This window comes from Mycobacterium sp. (genome assembly GCF_965229265.1).
Classification (GTDB): Bacteria; Actinomycetota; Actinomycetes; order Mycobacteriales; family Mycobacteriaceae; genus Mycobacterium.
Genome location: NZ_CBDDIY010000012.1, coordinates 800408 through 816009, shown reverse-complemented (window position 1 = coordinate 816009; position 15602 = coordinate 800408). Strand labels below are relative to the sequence as shown.

The window sequence follows — 15602 nt, the reverse complement described above, 5'->3', positions numbered from 1 at the left end:
CTAATCCCGTCGAAGGCTGGATCAGACACTTCAGATCAGCAGGATTCGATACGGCGGCCCTATCGATCCCGCTGGTTAGAACCCTTGTCGCGGTCGGCGTCGTCGCGTAACTACAACTGCGGAAAGTTTGGCGCGCCAAGGCGAGGAATGCGGGTGAGTGGATCAGTGTCGTCGCCGTCGAGTACGACGTTTGGGGTCGAAGAGGAGTTCCTGCTCGTCGACGCGATCTCCGGGGTGCCCTTCGGGGACAACCGAGCGGTCGTCGAGGCGGCGGGTGGGCTGGGGCTGGCGCTGACGACCGAATTCGCCAGCTGCCAGGTCGAAACCGACACCTCGGTGCACACCTGTGCGGCCGAGCTACGCACTGAGCTGGCGCGCCTGAGAAGTGTTGCGGCCCAGGCGGCGGCGACCGTCGGTGCACGGTTGCTGCCCGCTGCGGTTCCCCCGGTCGGCAAGCCGCCGTTCACCCTCACCGACAGCGCCCGCTTCGAGTGGATCACCGACTCGTTCGGGAGCCTCACCTACGGGCAGGTGATCTGTGGCTGTCATGTACACGTCGGTATGCCCGATCGTGAAACCGCCTTGCAGGTCAGCAACTTCATCAGAATCTGGCTTCCTGCGCTGTTGGCACTCACCGCGAACTCGGCGGTCTACGCCGGCTTCGACACTGGTTACGCGAGCTGGCGCGCGGTGCAACAGACCGGCTGGCCGGTGTCGGGCCCGCCGCCCTACTTCCGTTCGCTGGAACACTTTGACGAGCTCGTCGCCGTCCTGCACGAGACCGGCGCGGTGCTCGACGAGCGGATGGTCTATTGGGACGTGCGGCCCTCCAGCCACCTGCCGACGATCGAGGTACGGGTCAGTGACGTCGCGGCCACCGTCGACGAAGCGGTCACGTTGGCCACCTTGGTCCGGGCACTGGCGGTCACGGCGCTGCGTGAACTCCAGCGGGGCCGCACGGCGCCAGAGGTCGGCACCGAGACGCTGGTGGCGGCGAAGTGGAAAGCCGCGCACGACGGTCTCACCGGTCAGGGGTATGACGTGCGGCTCGGCCGGATCACCTCGGCGGTTGCGGTCGTGGAATCCCTCGTCGACTGGGTCACGCCCGTGCTGGAAGACCTCGGCGAGCTGACCAACGTCAAACGGTCGCTGGCGAGAAGCCTGGCCGAGGGCAACGGCGCGGTGCGACAGCGCCGGGCCTTGCACGTGGGTGGCGGTCTGGATGCGCTCGTCGCCGACTTGGCGGTGGCCGCCGAGCCGGTGTCCGCCGGCTGATTCCGGTCAGCGCAGGGTGGTCAAGGTGTTGTCGCGCAGCTCGGCGGCCAGCGCACCCACCACCGCCTTGAGGCTGCCGAAGCTGGCCTCGGCGACCTGCAATTGCCGGCGATAGCTCGGACCGCGGTCGATGATCGTCTGCACCCGGTGCAGCTCGTCGAGGCTGCCCAACTCCTCGGCGATCGGGGACAGCTTGGTGATCAGGTCCAACAGGTCGTCGGTGACCAGCCGTTCGTCGCCGTCCGGACTGACCACCACGATGGCGTCGATCCCGTAGCGGGCGGCGCGCCACTTGTTCTCCCGGTGAAACCACTGCGGGAATACCGGTATCGGTCGACCGGCGTCCAGCTCGCGGGAGAAGTACTCGACCAGGGTCTGGGTGAACGCGGCGATGGCGCCAATCTCGTACGCGGTGGAGACGCCGTCGAACACCCGCAGTTCGACTGTGCCCCACTTTGGCGAGGGCCGGATGTCCCAGCGCAGATCCCCGAAGCTCTCGATGACGCCGATATGCCGCAGGTCGGCGACCAACCTCTCGTAGGACGCCCAGTCGGTGAACGCGGGTGTCAGCCCGGCAGTCGGCAATTGCTGGAACATCAGGGCGCGGTTGGAGGCATAACCGGTGATCTCGCCGGCCCAGAACGGGCTGGAGGCCGACAGCGCCTGGAAGTGCGGGAGGTAGTTGAGCAGGCCGTTCACGATCGGTAGCACCTTGTCGCGCCGTTCGATGCCGACGTGGATGTGCACACCCCAGATCATCATCTGCCGTCCCCACCACTGGGTGCGATCGATGAGCACGTCGTAGCGCGGGTTACCGGGGGTGACCTGTTGGGCGAACCACTGGCTGAACGGATGGGTCCCCGACGAGATCACCTCCACTCCCAGCGGTTCGGCGATGTCGATCACGGTGTGGGCAAGCTGGCTCAGCTCGGCGACAGCGTGGTTCACCCGATGATGCGGAGCGGTCACCAATTCCACCGTGTTGGTGAGCAGCTCACCTGTGACGTGTGGAAACCCCTCAACGGGACCGATTTTCGCCAAGATCTCGGGCGCTGCGGGGGCCAGCTCTCCGCTGCGCCGGTCGACGCAGGCAACCTCCCACTCCAGCCCGATCCGGGACCGCTCTGCGGCGGTGAACTCGATGGTCACGTCGGGTGGGGCCCGCTCAACGGCGAAGTGCTTTGTTCGACAACCAGTTCCCGAAGAACTGCGCCGCCTGAACCAACACGATGATGGTCAACACCGCGAGCCACGTCACCCACCAGTTGAATCTCTGATAGCCGTAGACGATCGCGAAGTTGCCCAGACCACCGCCGCCCACCGAACCGGCGACCGCGGTCATGTCCACCACCGAGATGAACACGAAGGTGTAGCCCAGGATGAGTGGCCCGAGTGCTTCGGGCAACAGCACGCGGGTGATGATCCGAAATGGACTGGCACCCATGGCCTGTGCGGCCTCCACCACGCCGGGATCGATCGAGATGAGGTTCTGCTCGACGATGCGGGAGATGCCGAACGACGCCGCGATGATCAGGGCGAATATCGCCGCCTTGGTGCCGATGGTGGTGCCCACCACCGACAGGGTCAGCGGTCCGATCGCGACGATGAAGATGATGAAGGGGATGGGCCGGACGAAGTTCACGACCACGTTGAGGATGTTGTAGATCCATTTGTTCTCCAGCACGCCGCCCGTGCGCGAGGTGTACAGCAGCACGCCCAGGATCAGCCCGAAGAAGCCGCCCACCACCAGGGTGGTGACCACCATCTGGAGGGTCTCCCAGATGGACTGGGCGAAGATCGGCTTGAGTACGTCCCAGTTGATGTTCATCCCAACTCCTGCACCGTGGTGTGTGAACGCAGCCGTGTGACGACGTGGTCGATGGCCGAGTCCGAACCGGTCAGCGCCAGCGTGATGTTGCCGACGGATTTGCCCTGCAGCGCCGAGATTCCGCCGTAGACGAATTCGAATCCGACATCGGTCGATCGCACGGCATCGGCGAGGATGGCGCCGACCCGGTCCTCGTCGGCGACGGTGACCGCGACGAGCCGTCCCGGGTATCGCTGCGCCAACTCCGCCGCGTCGGCGGCAGAGGGCTTGTCGTGCAGAGAGTTCGACACGATCGCGGTGGTGAGGTCGGCCTGTGGTGCGGAGAAGATGCTGTAGACGTCGCCTTCTTCGACCAGGGTGCCCCGATCCAGCACGGCGACCCGGTCGGCGATCTTGCGCACCACGTCCATCTCGTGGGTGATCACGATGACGGTGATCCCGAATTCGGAGTTCACGCGTTTGAGAAGGCGCAGTACGTCATTGGTGGTCTGTGGGTCCAGTGCCGACGTGGCTTCATCAGCCAGCAGGATCTTGGGGTTGGCCGCCAGTGCCCTGGCGATGCCCACGCGCTGCTTCTGCCCACCGGAGAGCTGTCGCGGGTAGGCCCAGGCCTTCTCGGCCAGCCCGACGAAGTGCAGCAGTTCGGCGATCCGGTCGCGGTGCTGGTCCTTGGGCACGCCGGCGGACTCCAGCGCAAATGCGATGTTGCCGTAGACGGTGCGGGAGTTGAGCAGATTGAACTGTTGGAAGACCATGCCGATGCGGGTTCGCAGTTCTCGGATCTGCTTGCCGCTCAGCGTCGTGATGTCGGTGCCTTCGATGATCACCTGCCCGGAGGTGGGACGTTCGAGGGCGTTGATCGTGCGCACGAGCGTGCTTTTGCCCGCACCCGAGCCGCCGATGATCGCGTAGATGCTGCCGGTCTCGACGGTCAGGCTGATCCCCGAGATCGCGTCGAAGGTGTCCTTGGATCCCTCGACGGGATACGTCTTCGTGACGTTGACGAACTCAACGATCGGAGCCATCGGATCTCCTTGTTGCCGGGCCGGTCACTTCTGACGGATCTGGTTCTCGAGGTCGTGCGTGATGCGCTGCAGATCGGCTGCGGGACGGTCGACGATGACAGCGGTGCCCTTGGAGGCGTCGACGACGGCTTTGGTCACCTCCGGATCGTGGTAGAGCTTGACGATCTCCTGGTAGGTCGGGTTGTCCTTGTCCTGCTCGCGCGCGACGAAGGCGTTGATGTAGGGCTCGGCGGCCGCGCTGTTCGGGTCGTCGTTGTAGATCGCCGACGACGGGTCGATGTTGGCATCCAGGGCGAACCCGTTGTTGATGACCGCGGCGGCCACCGACGGCAGCGAGGTCACCGTCTGCTGGGCGCTGATCGGCACCACCCGCACCCGCGTTCCCGCCGCCTCGACGTCGGCCGGGGTGGATTGGGTGCTTCCGCCGCCGCGCAGCTTCACCAGACCGGCCTGCTGCAACACCAGCAGCGCCCGGGCTTGGTTGGTCGGATCGTTGGGGATCGCGACCTCGGCACCGACCGGAATCTGCTCGACCGAGGTGTAGCGCTTGGAGTACAGCCCGAGTGGCACCACGACCGTCGAGCCGACCGGGGTGAGGGTCTGGTTGGCCGCCACGTTGTAGCTGGCCAGGAACTGCAGGTGCTGGAACAGATTGAGATCGGTCTGCCCCTGAGCCAGGGCGGGGTTGGGCTGGGAGTAGTCGGCGAAGTTGATCACCTTGATCGTGATGCCCTGCTCGGCGGCCAGGCGCTGCAGGATCGGCCAGTAGTCGGCGCTGCCCTCGGTCGTGCCGATGGTGACGACGTTGGCGTCGTCGCTGCGCAGAATCGCGTTCGATCCGCCGAACAGGGAGAAGACCAGACCGACCACCAGGCCGACCGCCACGACCGCGCCGGCGATGATCAGCGAACGATCGCGCTTGGGCCTCGGTGGTAACCAGCGCGGGTCGTCCTTGTCGACGGCGGCGCTGTCCTCCGCGTTGGTCACCTGGTCGCCCCCGCTCTGTCCGATCTCGCTGTGCCCACCCCACGCGAAAGTGACGAGTGGTGGCGCGCAATCTTCACAGCATCATCGGTCGCGCGCATAGGAGCCGGTCACTATGCCGACCGCTATCAGCAAAGGTCAGTGTGGTTATGCGCAGCGTGCGCAGAAGTGCCCGTGGAGAGTGTGGGTACGGCTCAGATGGAGAAGTCTTCCCCGTACCAGACGCCGGCCTCCGGGGGCCGGATCACCCGCTCCGAACGAGGAGAGTCGACCAACGCCTCGAGCTTGGTCACCCGGCTGAGCAGCGAGTGCAGGCTGACCCCGAGGGGGTCGGGGAAGTTGGCTTGATCGGTCTTGGTCTCGGACGGGGTCTCGGTTCCAGCGGGCCGACCGATGATCTGGCCGGGGACCCCGACGACCACCGATCCGGGCGGCACCGACTTCACGACGACGGAGTTCGCACCGATTCGGCTGTCGGCGCCAATGGTGATGGCGCCCAGAACCTTTGCGCCGGCACCGATGATCACTCGATCGCCGACGGTGGGATGGCGTTTCACCGGGTCGAGGTTGGTGCCGCCCAGCGTGACGCCCTGATAGATCGTGACGTCGTTGCCGACCTCCGCGGTCTCCCCGATGACCACGCCGGTGGCATGGTCGATGAATACCCCGTCACCGAGGACGGCCGCGGGATGGATCTCGACTCCGGTCAGCTTCCGAACACCTTCGGCGATCACTCGGGCGGCCAGTCGGGCATTGCGATGCCACAACCAATGGGTGACCCGGTGACCCCAGACCGCATGAAGGCCGGGGTAGCACAGGACGATCTCCAGCGTCGAACGAGCGGCGGGATCGCGCTTCTTGACCGACTGCACGTCCCGAAGAATGCCTCGGAGCATGGGCTCAGTCGGCCAGATCGGCGAACAGCGCCGTGCTCAGGTAGCGCTCGCCGAAGCTGGGGAACACGACGACGATGAGCTTGCCGGCGTTCTCGGGTCGGCGGGCCAATTGCAGGGCAGCCCACGTCGCCGCACCCGATGAAATGCCGACCAGCAAGCCCTCTTCCCGGGCCAGCCGCCGCGCCAGATCGAAGGAGTCCTCGTTGCCGACCTGGATGATCTCGTCGATCAGTTCCGTCTCGAGGATGGACGGGACGAATCCCGCGCCGATGCCCTGGATCGGGTGCGGTCCCTTTTTGCCGCCGGAGAGAACCGGCGAAGCAGCTGGCTCCACCGCAATGATCTGCACCGAGGGCTTCCGTTCCTTGAGCACTTCGGCCACCCCGCTGATGGTGCCTCCGGTGCCCACGCCGGCAACGAAGATGTCCACCTTCCCCTCGGTGTCCCGCCACACCTCTTCAGCGGTGGTGGCATGGTGGATGGCGGGGTTAGCCGGGTTCTCGAACTGTTGTGGGACGAAATACCGCTCGTCGGTCTTGGCCAGTTCCTCGGCCTTGGCGATGGCGCCCGGCATGCCCTCGGCGCCGGGAGTCAAGATCAGTTCGGCGCCATAGGCGCGCAGCAGGATTCGGCGCTCGATGCTCATCGTCTCGGGCATGGTGAGCACGCATCGGTAACCTCGGGCGGCGCAGACCATCGCCAGCGCGATGCCGGTGTTGCCGCTGGTCGGCTCCAGGATGATGGTGTCCGGCTTGATCAGGCCTGCCTTCTCGGCCGCGTCGATCATTGCCACCCCGATACGGTCCTTCACGCTGCCCGCCGGGTTGAACGACTCCAGCTTGGCGACCACGTCGGCCGCCGCTCCGTCGGTTACCCGGCGCAGCCGTACCAACGGCGTCTTTCCGGTCAGCTGGGTGATGTCATCGGCGATACTCATGAACCTTCTCCAATGATGTAACGCAAGGCCTGGCTGACCTCGCGTCCTTCGGGTTGGACCGCCGGGTCCGCTTGGGCGCCCAGCCTAACAGGTGTCGTGGCGGTGAGCCGCAGGCGATGACCGCACCGTTTCAGCCGGGTCACCACGCCTTCCACCGGGCCATTCGCCGAGGTCAGGGCGGTGCTGGCTTGGCAAGTAATTGGATCAGCCGGATCGGAATTGCGCCGCGGGGAGGCCTCGGAAGGCCGACCGCAACAACCGACCGGCCGGGGCAAATTGACGCGCGTGACACTGCTCGTCCTCTACTACGTATTGCCCACGGTGTGCGTCAAACTCCCGGCCGGCACAGCCGCGATCATCGGGCTGGCCTTGCTCGGCGGAGCGTATCTGGCCGGGGCCTTCCCGGGTGACTTCGGCGGCCTCCCGCGGATCCAGACGGAATCCGCACGGGCGCTGGGTCTGTCGCGAGGTGGCCAACGAAGAGCGTGGCTGATCCGGCTCGAAAGCGGTTTCCGCAGAAGAGCTTTCGGGAATTGAGGCTCTGGTCGCCGGCGACAACTTCAGCCGGATGCTCGGGGGCCTAGGGGTCTCGGTGTACCTAGGCTCTACCTCGAGTGCTTGCGCATCGTGTTTCAGGCCGAAGTCGCCCTGCAGCTGTGGGCCCAGCTGCCCAGTCGGCCGCTGATCGCCGAGTCGACGAACAACGCCCCTGCGCTATGACGCCCTTTTGCCGGACACCTGGTGGTAGTGCCAGTACGCGATGCCGGGTACCAGGACGAAGGCGATGACAATCAGGGTGATCGAGAAGTAGTTGGGCCCGCCGTCGGGTCCCAGCACTATGGTCCGATAGTCGAACGACACGGCGAGCAGCACGGTGATCACCACCGCGATGACGGGCAGCACCTTGTCGGTCAGGGCATTTCGGGTGACCCCGGCGAACCTGGGAGAGCGGCTTGATGCGAGCACCATGAGCGCCACCGGTACCGTGAGGAACTGGACGAATCGTGCGATCACGGCCAGACCGGTGAGATGGCTGTCGTCGAAGTGCAACGCAAGGGGGAACGCGATGGCCAGCCCGGCGGTGAGCACGAACGCGACGGTGGGAACACCAAAGCGGTTCTTCACCGACAGCCGAGCCGGCAGGATTCCCTCGTCGGACAGCGCGGTCCACAGTCGCGGAGCGCCGAACGAGCCGACGAGATTGATGCCGAACATCGACACCAACGCGCCGATGATGATGGCCGCCCGGAAGACGTCGTTACCAATGGCCGCCGCGAGTTTCACGACCTCGTGGGAACCTGCGATCCTTTCCGAGCTCAATGTCATTCCCACCGTGATAGCCAGTGTGTACACCACCGCGACCGTGGCGATGGCGATCGGGATGGCGCGTGGCAGGTTGCGCTCGGGATCCTTCATCTCCTCGGCCGCATTTGCGATCGATTCGAACCCGGTGAACGCGTAGAGCGCGGCAACGGTGGCCAGGACCAGGGTTGTTGCCGTGTTGTGCCCGAGGTCCATCGCACCGAACAGTGAGTAGTTCTGCGGTTTGTAAACGCCGTTCGCGCTTGCGGATTCGTAGTTGTTGACGTGCTGGGTAACGATGATCCACAGCCCTCCGCCAATGAACAGGGCCAGCGCCGACAGCTTGCCTACGGTGGAAATACCGTTCGCCCAGGCGATCACGCGGTTTCCGAACATGTTGATCAACAGCAATACCGCGATGAAGATCAGAAACCCGAGCGTCTTGACCGACACGATGTCGGTGCTCCCAGCCCAGCCCGAATGGGGGAACACCGCGAGCAGAAAGGTGGAGACGAAGAACGACGACAGGATTCCCCAGGCGATCGATGCGGCGATGGCGTGCGTCACCCCGACGTAGATGCCCACCCGCTGTCCGAACGCTGCTGTGGTGTACGCATAGGAGGCGCCATTGGTTTTGACGTAGCGGGCGGCGGTCGCAAACACGATGGCCAGGACGCCGGCGAAGAGCGCCGCAAGCACATAGGCGAGCGGCGCGAGCGGGCCGGCGATCTTTATCACGGCCCCGGGGGTCAGGAAGATCCCGGCTCCGATGATCGAGTTGACACCCAGGAAGATGACGCTGACCAGCCCAAGCTTGGTGGCGAGGGGAGGGGAGACGGCAGCTGCCGGGACCCCCGTCTCGGTCGCGGTTCCGCTCATATCGCAAGGAAGTACCACCCTGCGGCCGCGACGCCCAGCTATTTGCTGACGACGATTAATTGTCGGCCGTGCCGGTTGCCGCGGCCGCGTCCGTCGCGGTCCCGTACCGGCGAGGTGAAGCACTGCGGTCCAATCGGTTTCGCGTATCGGCTGATTCGCCGGCCGGCCAGCCCAGGGCGGCCGGGTCGCCATGCCTGGCAATGTTGCGGTATCGGAAGACAGCATCGACCGATTAATCTGCCCTCAGTTGTCCAGTGAGGAGCTGCATGGTGGTGCCCCAGTCAACAGAGCAAGCCGTGACCGGCATCGGGCTCGATCCCGCCGACTGGCAGGGTCTGCGTGCCGAGGCACACGGGATGTTGGACGACGTGATCGATCACATCGCCGGCCTTGCCGATCGGCCCCTCTGGCAGCCGGCGCCGCCGGAGGTGCGGGCTGCTTTCGACGCCCCGTTGCCGTTGGGCCCCACATCGCTGGCCGAGGTGCACGCCGAGGTGCGAACGAAGATCCTGCCCTATGGCAGCGGCAACGGCCATCCCGGATTCATGGGCTGGGTGCAGGGTGGCGGTACCGCGGTCGGCATGCTCGGCGAAATGATCTCCGGCGGGCTGAATTCCAACCTGGGTGGCCGCAACCACGTTCCGCTGGATGTGGAGCGGCAGGTCGGTCGCTGGGTACGGGAGATATTCGGATTCCCGGACACCGCCGACGGCCTGTTCTTCACCGGCACCAGCCAGGCGACTCTGGTGGCGGTGGTGGCCGCACGGACGCGGACCCTCGGCAGGCAGGTGCGCCGCGACGGCCTGCCCAAGACTCGCACGCTGACCGCATACGCCAGCCGCGAAGCCCATGCCTGCATCTCCCGGGCCCTCGACATCGCCGGCATCGGCTCGGCACAGCTGCGATCGATCGCCACCGATGAAGACAGACAAATTGATCCCAGTGCTCTCAGGGCTGCCATCGAAGCCGACTTGGTCGACGGGCATCTGCCGTTCTTCCTCGTCGGCACCGCAGGGACGGTAAACACCGGCAGCATCGATGATCTGGCTGCGCTTGCCGATATCGCCGCCGAGTTCGGGCTGCATTACCACGTGGACGGGGCGCTTGGCGCGTTCGGAATTCTCGCTCCGGAATTGGCTCCGCTCTACGCTGGCATCGAGCGAGCCGACAGTATCGCGTTCGACTTCCACAAATGGGCCCAGGTCCCCTATGACGCAGGTTTTCTGCTGGTGGCCAACGGCCAATGGTTGCGCGACGCCTTCGCTTCGGACGCCGCGTATCTCAGCCGCGCCGGACAGGGCCTCGCCGGAGGCGACTGGTGGCCAGTCGATCTGGGGCCGGACTTGTCGCGCGGATTCCGGGCGCTCAAGGTCTGGCTGACCATCAAGACCTATGGACTCGACCAGCTGGCGACCGTCATGTCGGCGACGTCGTCCCTGGCCAGGCAGCTGGCCGATCGGGTGGACGCGGAGCCGTCGCTGACTCGCTTGGCTCCAGTCACCCTCAACGTTGTGTGCTTCTCCTACGGCGACCCGGAGGTCGGCCAACCGTCACATGATTCGCTCAACGGTCGGATCATTGAACGCCTTCATCTCGAAGGGCAAGTGGCACCGTCGCTTACGGTCGTTGACGGCAAGCCGGCGATACGCGCGGCGATCGTCAATCACCGCACCCGCGCCGAGGATATCGAGCAGCTGATCGACGGCGTGCTCCGCATCGGTGCGGAGGAAGCCGCCCAACGCGGGACCGCGGGGCCGGAATCTCCCCCCACCGACGAGTTGGACAGCGCCGAGGCGGCGCTGCAGGTGCTGCAGCAGGTGGTCCACGGGATTGCCACCGACGACCTGGGCAAACCGACGCCGTGCCGGGAATTCGACGTCGCCGGGCTCACCGATCACCTGCTGAACTCGATCACCATGCTGGGGGGTGCGGCCGGCGCTCAGTTCCCCGAGCGCAACGCCGAGGACTCCGTCGAACGCCAACTCATCGCTGCCGCTCGTCCGGCGCTGGACGCCTGGCAGCGCCGCGGGCTGGACGGCTCGGTTGCCTGGGGTTCGGGGGAGGCGCCCGCGGCGTTCATGGCCGCCATCCTCTCGCTCGAATTCCTGGTTCACGCTTGGGACTACGCGGTCGCGATCGGCCGGCCGATCGACGTCCCGGACTCGTTGGCCGAGTATGTGACGGGGTTGGCGCGTCAGATCGTCACCCCGGAGGGCCGGGTCAGGGCGGGCTTCGATGATCCGATTGACGTCGGCGAGCATGCCTCCACGCTGGAGCGGCTGGTGGCGTTCACCGGCCGGGTGCCCGTCAGCTCGTCGTGATCCACTCCCGGGCGAACGCCAGGAACGCGTCGTTCTCCTCGGGTGCGCCAATGGTCACCCGCACCCCGTCGGTGCCGTAGGGGCGCACCAGCACGCGTGCGTTGGCGGCCTGCTCGACGAAGTCCAGGGTCCGTTCGGCCAGCGGGAACCACACGAAGTTGGCCTGCGGCGGCGGGAAGCTGTAGCCCAGCTCGGCCAGGGCAGCGCACACCCGGCGCCGCTCGGCCACCACGGCGTCGGTGCGGGCCAGCAGCTCGTCGGCGGCATGCACCGAGGCGATCGCGGCGGCCTGCGACACAGTGGTCGCGGTGAACGGCACATAGACCTTGCCCAGTGCGGTGATCACGTCGGGGTCGCCGACCGCGTAGCCCACCCGCAGGCCGGCCAACCCGTACGCCTTGGAAAAGGTACGCAGCACAACCACGTTCGGATGGTCGCGGACCAGCCCGAGGCTGTCGGGCACCAGGCCGTCGCGGATGTACTCGACGTAGGCCTCGTCGATGGCAATGAGGACATCCGGCGGCACGGCGGCCACGAACCGGGCCAGTTGATCGGGGTCGACGACGGTTGAGGTCGGGTTGTTCGGGTTGCAGACGAAGATCAGCCGGGTGCGCTCGGTGACCGCGGCCAGCATGGCGTCCAGGTCGAAGGTGTGATCGCGCAGCGGCACCTGAACCGGTGTCGCGCCGGCCACCCGGACCTGCAGCGGGTACACCTCGAAGCTGCGCCAGCCGAAGATCACCTCGTCGCCCACGCTGGACGTGATCTGGATGAGCTGCTGACACAGGCTCACTGACCCGCAGCCCACCGCGATGTGCTCGGGGGTGAACGGCCCGTCCTTGCTGACGTGCTTGGCCAGCTGCTCCTTGAGCTCCACGTAGCCGTTGTCGGGGTAGCGATTGATGGTCTCGGCGGCCGCGGCGATCGCGGCGCGAACGCTGGGCAGTGGGCCGTGCACCGTTTCGTTGCTGGCCAGCTTGATGGCGCCCGGGACGGTCTTGCCCGGCGTGTAGGCCGGCAGATCAGCCAGTTCTGGACGCAAGCGAGCGGTCACTCGGCCCAGTCTAGGGGCCCGGAGGGACCGCTTTGCCATCACGTGTGGCTGCTGTGTACTCTGTCGGATCGGCGGTTCCGGGGCATCGATCAGGCTCCGGTACGCTCAGGTAGTTCAGGAGGCGTGCCAGAGCGGCCGAATGGGACTCACTGCTAATGAGTTGTCCCCCTTACAGGGGACCGGAGGTTCAAATCCTCTCGCCTCCGCCGCGGCTGATTCGTCAGCCACGAACAACTGAAGATGAAGGCGCCCGTAGCTCAACGGATAGAGCATCTGACTACGGATCAGAAGGTTAGGGGTTCGAATCCCTTCGGGCGCACCCAGTGCCAGCATTCATGACTCCCGTGGCGCGAGCGACACGCCCGGGAGTTGCTCCTTTCCCGCTGCATTCAACCCCGGACGTGGGTTGTAGCATCCAACGCTTCCTGGTCCGGCCTCCTCCGTGTGCCGCTGCAGGTAGTGCTCCTCCGTGGTGGCCAGCTCCGTGGGACTCAACTGCTGCTGCGTCTCTTCGGCCTTCGCTTCGGCAGGCCGCCGCGCAGTCTCTTCGCTCATAAGATCCTCTTCGTCGTGCGGAACCTTGAAATCGGGTACGCACTTTTCAAGGTTTAGCCGGTAACCTTTAAATTACAAGGCTGGTTTTCAAGGTTGTGGCCAGTGTGACGGTTGGGACATGCGTGATGGACGTGGGAAAACTGCGGGCTAGCCCGGTGGGACAGCTAGTTCCAACATCAGGCTATGACCCAAGATTCAAGGAAGATTACGACTACGTCGCGTTCGTCCCGGATCCGCTACCCGCTGAGTTAGCCCTCGACGCAGCGACCTACAACGCGGTTGTCGATGCCACGGCCGCGATGGCCCGGGCCGACCAAGCGGCCTCGCTGCTGCCGAACCCGGCACTACTCGCCCGCCCAGCCACACGTCGAGAAGCAGTAAGTACGTCGGCCCTTGAGGGCACCTATGCGGCGTTGTCTGACATTTTCGAAGCGGACTTCCTTGACGCCGATGAGATAACGAGCTCGGTAAGTGAAGTGCGCAACTATGTGACCGCCGCCGAGCGCGCGTACGAGTTAATAGCCCACGGCCAACCTATCTCGATACGCATGCTGGAAGACCTGCAACAGGAGCTGCTGCGTGGCACCGCTAGCGATGGGCCGCACGCCGGGAGTGTTCGTACAACACAGGTATTCATCGGCGTCGGTAACCGTCGTGTGACGTCGGCTCGGTTCGTTCCTCCGCCTGCCGACCACCGCCTTCGCGATGGGCTCGATGCCTGGCAAGCCTGGTTAAGGGACGCTAGCAACCCGATACCGACGATCGTCCGCGTTGCCGCCGCGCACTACCAGTTTGAGACGTTGCACCCTTTTCACGATGGCAACGGCCGGTTGGGCCGGCTCGTCATGGCGCTTCAGTTGATGGGCGCGGGAGACCTGCGATACCCGGTCTTGAATATATCGCCTTGGCTCGAGCAGAACAGAGCCCAGTACCAGGACGGACTGCTCCGTGTATCTCAAACGGGTGATTGGAACCCCTGGGTCTGTCTCATATCGACAGCTATTCACGCCGAGGCGCTTGAGGTGATTGCGCGTGTCGACAAGCTTCTAGCTCTTCGGGAGAGCTTCCAGATGACCCTTCAAGGCTCGAAGGGTGTATCGCTGCGAATCGCAGACGATCTGATCGGCTATCCGATGATTACGGCGTCGCTGGCCGCGAAGCTCTACGGAGTCTCATATCAAGCCGCCAACACCGCCATCTCCAAGTTGGTCGAACTGGGGATTCTCAGACAGCGTACGACGGGTAGGTACGACCGAATCTTCCAAAGCAATGAGGTCCTAGCTGCGCTCGAATACTGAGCATGCGGCAGGCTAACTCCGGTTGCGCTCGATCGAGCAGGGGGAGTCAGACGTCCGAGTCTCCACTTTCTTGATAGATCCGTCCCCGGATTTGGTCGAAATATTCTGTGCTAGAGGACTATTCGGACGAATCCCTTCGGGTGCACTCACGCGATGTTTGTGCCCACGGCGAAAGTGACGGCTGTCAAATTGACGAACCTGTCCGTCTGGCCGACGCTTGACGGGTGGGCCAAGTCAGCGAAGCGTCGATGATCGAACAAGTGGTCGACCGGTTGGCCGCAACCTATCCGGACCTGGCTCACGATGACGTCGCCCACGCGGTGCACCGCGCCTACGAGCACTTCTCGGACAGCCGAGTTCGCGAGTTCATCCCCCTGCTGGTCGAGCGCCGCGCTCGCGCCGACCTGTCTCGGAACGCGTCGCAGCTCGTCTGGTCGTCGTAACCCGCCGGGCCTAGTAGGCCCCGGCGTTCTCACCCTCGTCGGTGTATTCCGGATCGCTCGGCTGCGGCGCGTTGCCCGTTCCGCCGGCGTCCTGGCCTTCTTTCCAGTACAGGTCGTCGGTAGGAGGTGGGGCGGGGCCCGTGCCCCCGGCATTCTCGTTGGCGTCCCAGTAGTACGGCTCGTTGGGATCGGGCCAGGACAAGGTACCGGAGTCGTCGGCCCAGGCCGGTGACGCGACCGACAACGCGATACCGATCATCGTGGCCAGCGCCAACCCCGCTGATGCAACCTGTGGATGGATTCTCACCGCGCGGACCCCCTCTTACGACTGGCGAACATCGTCGCCCAAAACGCTTGAGTGGATGGGAAACCCGCGGTGAACAGCTGGTCTCAGTTCGAACACCGGGCTACCACGCACCCAAGGTCAGCTATGCAGGCTGAGGTCCTGCTGTGCGACGAACTCGCGGAGATCGAGTTGGGGAATGGCAGTGGGGGTCAGTCGCCGCGCGACGAACCGCACGGCCAGTATCTGGACGGCGCCGACGATGACCAGCGGCCACAGCGCGCCGGCCACCAGCGCAAAGAACCCGCGCACGATATCGTTGGGCGGATCGTAGGACTGAAACCGCTGGCTGATGAGCCATACAGCGACAGCGCCGATCAGTGCAATCGCCACGTACAGGTCGATCCACATGGGCGGCCGCCCTCTCGGCTCGGGAACCTTCTGCGTTCGAGAGTTCCACGCGTCCCTTAGAGGGGCATGTCGCCAACGTGTGAGTCGTCTGAGAGGTGTCGAATTGACGTC

15 protein-coding genes, 2 tRNA genes and 1 pseudogene are annotated in these 15602 nt (G+C 65.1%); 8 read left to right on the top strand and 10 right to left on the bottom strand.

The window, feature by feature from the left end; translation table 11 throughout:
- Positions 1-147: 147 nt before the first annotated feature.
- Positions 148-1275, top strand: a complete 1128-nt coding sequence (locus ADBZ9K_RS21720; RefSeq protein WP_526624057.1) for a carboxylate-amine ligase — start codon at positions 148-150, stop codon at positions 1273-1275.
- Positions 1276-1281: 6 nt separating this feature from the next.
- Here ADBZ9K_RS21720 and ADBZ9K_RS21715 read toward each other — a convergent pair whose 3' ends face one another.
- The 6 genes from ADBZ9K_RS21715 to cysK form a co-directional block, all read right to left on the bottom strand.
- The gene (locus tag ADBZ9K_RS21715; protein ID WP_526624055.1) at positions 1282-2424 is read right to left on the bottom strand and encodes a glutamate--cysteine ligase; all 1143 of its coding nucleotides are present in this window, start codon (positions 2422-2424) and stop codon (positions 1282-1284) included.
- Positions 2425-2440: 16 nt separating this feature from the next.
- Positions 2441-3103 (bottom strand): methionine ABC transporter permease, encoded by a 663-nt coding sequence (locus ADBZ9K_RS21710; protein WP_526624053.1) that lies wholly within the window; start codon positions 3101-3103, stop codon positions 2441-2443.
- On the bottom strand, positions 3100-4128 hold the full coding sequence (locus ADBZ9K_RS21705; protein WP_526624051.1) for a methionine ABC transporter ATP-binding protein: 1029 nt from the start codon (positions 4126-4128) through the stop codon (positions 3100-3102). The genes ADBZ9K_RS21710 and ADBZ9K_RS21705 overlap by 4 nt, the downstream gene beginning before the upstream one ends.
- Positions 4129-4152: 24 nt before the next feature.
- Positions 4153-5115, bottom strand: a complete 963-nt coding sequence (locus tag ADBZ9K_RS21700) for a MetQ/NlpA family ABC transporter substrate-binding protein (protein ID WP_526624049.1) — start codon at positions 5113-5115, stop codon at positions 4153-4155.
- Between the two features lie 191 nt (positions 5116-5306).
- Positions 5307-6008, bottom strand: coding sequence for a serine O-acetyltransferase (gene cysE / locus ADBZ9K_RS21695; RefSeq protein ID WP_526624048.1), 702 nt, complete (start codon positions 6006-6008; stop codon positions 5307-5309).
- A 4-nt stretch (positions 6009-6012) separates the two neighbouring features.
- Entirely contained in the window at positions 6013-6945 is a 933-nt protein-coding gene (cysK, locus tag ADBZ9K_RS21690; protein ID WP_526624046.1) for a cysteine synthase A, read from the bottom strand.
- Positions 6946-7230: 285 nt separating this feature from the next.
- Between cysK and ADBZ9K_RS21685 the strand changes: the two genes are divergently transcribed.
- On the top strand, positions 7231-7482 hold the full coding sequence (locus tag ADBZ9K_RS21685) for a hypothetical protein (RefSeq protein WP_526624044.1): 252 nt from the start codon (positions 7231-7233) through the stop codon (positions 7480-7482).
- Positions 7483-7659: 177 nt separating this feature from the next.
- Here the strand turns inward: ADBZ9K_RS21685 and ADBZ9K_RS21680 are convergent, their stop codons facing one another.
- Entirely contained in the window at positions 7660-9126 is a 1467-nt protein-coding gene (locus tag ADBZ9K_RS21680) for an amino acid permease (protein ID WP_526624042.1), read from the bottom strand.
- A 266-nt stretch (positions 9127-9392) separates the two neighbouring features.
- On the opposite strand from ADBZ9K_RS21680, the pseudogene ADBZ9K_RS21675 reads away from it, so the two are divergent.
- Positions 9393-10640 (top strand): annotated as a pseudogene (locus ADBZ9K_RS21675) (pyridoxal phosphate-dependent decarboxylase family protein); the annotation flags it as partial.
- A gap of 201 nt (positions 10641-10841) precedes the next feature.
- A complete protein-coding gene (locus ADBZ9K_RS21670; RefSeq protein ID WP_526624312.1) occupies positions 10842-11447 on the top strand; it encodes a TIGR03086 family metal-binding protein in 606 nt (201 codons plus the stop codon).
- Here the strand turns inward: ADBZ9K_RS21670 and hisC are convergent.
- The gene (gene hisC / locus ADBZ9K_RS21665) at positions 11434-12501 is read right to left on the bottom strand and encodes a histidinol-phosphate transaminase (RefSeq protein ID WP_526624041.1); all 1068 of its coding nucleotides are present in this window, start codon (positions 12499-12501) and stop codon (positions 11434-11436) included. The two genes, ADBZ9K_RS21670 and hisC, sit on opposite strands and share 14 nt — an antisense overlap.
- 117 nt (positions 12502-12618) lie before the next feature.
- Between hisC and ADBZ9K_RS21660 the strand changes: the two genes are divergently transcribed.
- The 4 genes from ADBZ9K_RS21660 (at position 12619) to ADBZ9K_RS21645 (ending at position 14797) form a co-directional block, all read left to right on the top strand.
- Positions 12619-12707: transfer RNA gene (locus tag ADBZ9K_RS21660), tRNA-Ser, on the top strand.
- A 40-nt stretch (positions 12708-12747) separates the two neighbouring features.
- Positions 12748-12820 (top strand) — tRNA-Arg (locus tag ADBZ9K_RS21655).
- Between the two features lie 361 nt (positions 12821-13181).
- On the top strand, positions 13182-14354 hold the full coding sequence (locus ADBZ9K_RS21650; RefSeq protein WP_526624310.1) for a Fic family protein: 1173 nt from the start codon (positions 13182-13184) through the stop codon (positions 14352-14354).
- Between the two features lie 248 nt (positions 14355-14602).
- Positions 14603-14797 (top strand): three-helix bundle dimerization domain-containing protein, encoded by a 195-nt coding sequence (locus tag ADBZ9K_RS21645; RefSeq protein ID WP_526624039.1) that lies wholly within the window; start codon positions 14603-14605, stop codon positions 14795-14797.
- A gap of 10 nt (positions 14798-14807) precedes the next feature.
- Here ADBZ9K_RS21645 and ADBZ9K_RS21640 read toward each other — a convergent pair whose 3' ends face one another.
- Together ADBZ9K_RS21640 and ADBZ9K_RS21635 are read right to left on the bottom strand one after the other, a co-directional pair.
- The gene (locus ADBZ9K_RS21640) at positions 14808-15104 is read right to left on the bottom strand and encodes a hypothetical protein (protein ID WP_526624038.1); all 297 of its coding nucleotides are present in this window, start codon (positions 15102-15104) and stop codon (positions 14808-14810) included.
- A 117-nt stretch (positions 15105-15221) separates the two neighbouring features.
- Positions 15222-15491 carry a hypothetical protein gene (locus tag ADBZ9K_RS21635; protein WP_526624036.1) on the bottom strand — a complete coding sequence of 90 codons (270 nt, stop codon included), beginning with the start codon at positions 15489-15491 and terminating at the stop codon, positions 15222-15224.
- Positions 15492-15602 lie beyond the last annotated feature (111 nt).

Excerpts from the sequence above, each read along its gene's own strand:
- ADBZ9K_RS21635 (WP_526624036.1), bottom strand. The coding sequence starts at position 15,491 with ATGTGGATCGACCTGTACGTGGCGATTGCACTGATCGGCGCTGTCGCT.
- ADBZ9K_RS21650 (WP_526624310.1), top strand. The coding sequence starts at position 13,182 with ATGGACGTGGGAAAACTGCGGGCTAGCCCGGTGGGACAGCTAGTTCCA.
- cysK (WP_526624046.1), bottom strand. The coding sequence starts at position 6,945 with ATGAGTATCGCCGATGACATCACCCAGCTGACCGGAAAGACGCCGTTG.
- ADBZ9K_RS21645 (WP_526624039.1), top strand. The coding sequence starts at position 14,603 with ATGATCGAACAAGTGGTCGACCGGTTGGCCGCAACCTATCCGGACCTG.
- ADBZ9K_RS21705 (WP_526624051.1), bottom strand. The coding sequence starts at position 4,128 with ATGGCTCCGATCGTTGAGTTCGTCAACGTCACGAAGACGTATCCCGTC.
- ADBZ9K_RS21710 (WP_526624053.1), bottom strand. The coding sequence starts at position 3,103 with ATGAACATCAACTGGGACGTACTCAAGCCGATCTTCGCCCAGTCCATC.
- ADBZ9K_RS21720 (WP_526624057.1), top strand. The coding sequence starts at position 148 with ATGCGGGTGAGTGGATCAGTGTCGTCGCCGTCGAGTACGACGTTTGGG.
- ADBZ9K_RS21680 (WP_526624042.1), bottom strand. The coding sequence starts at position 9,126 with ATGAGCGGAACCGCGACCGAGACGGGGGTCCCGGCAGCTGCCGTCTCC.
- cysE (WP_526624048.1), bottom strand. The coding sequence starts at position 6,008 with ATGCTCCGAGGCATTCTTCGGGACGTGCAGTCGGTCAAGAAGCGCGAT.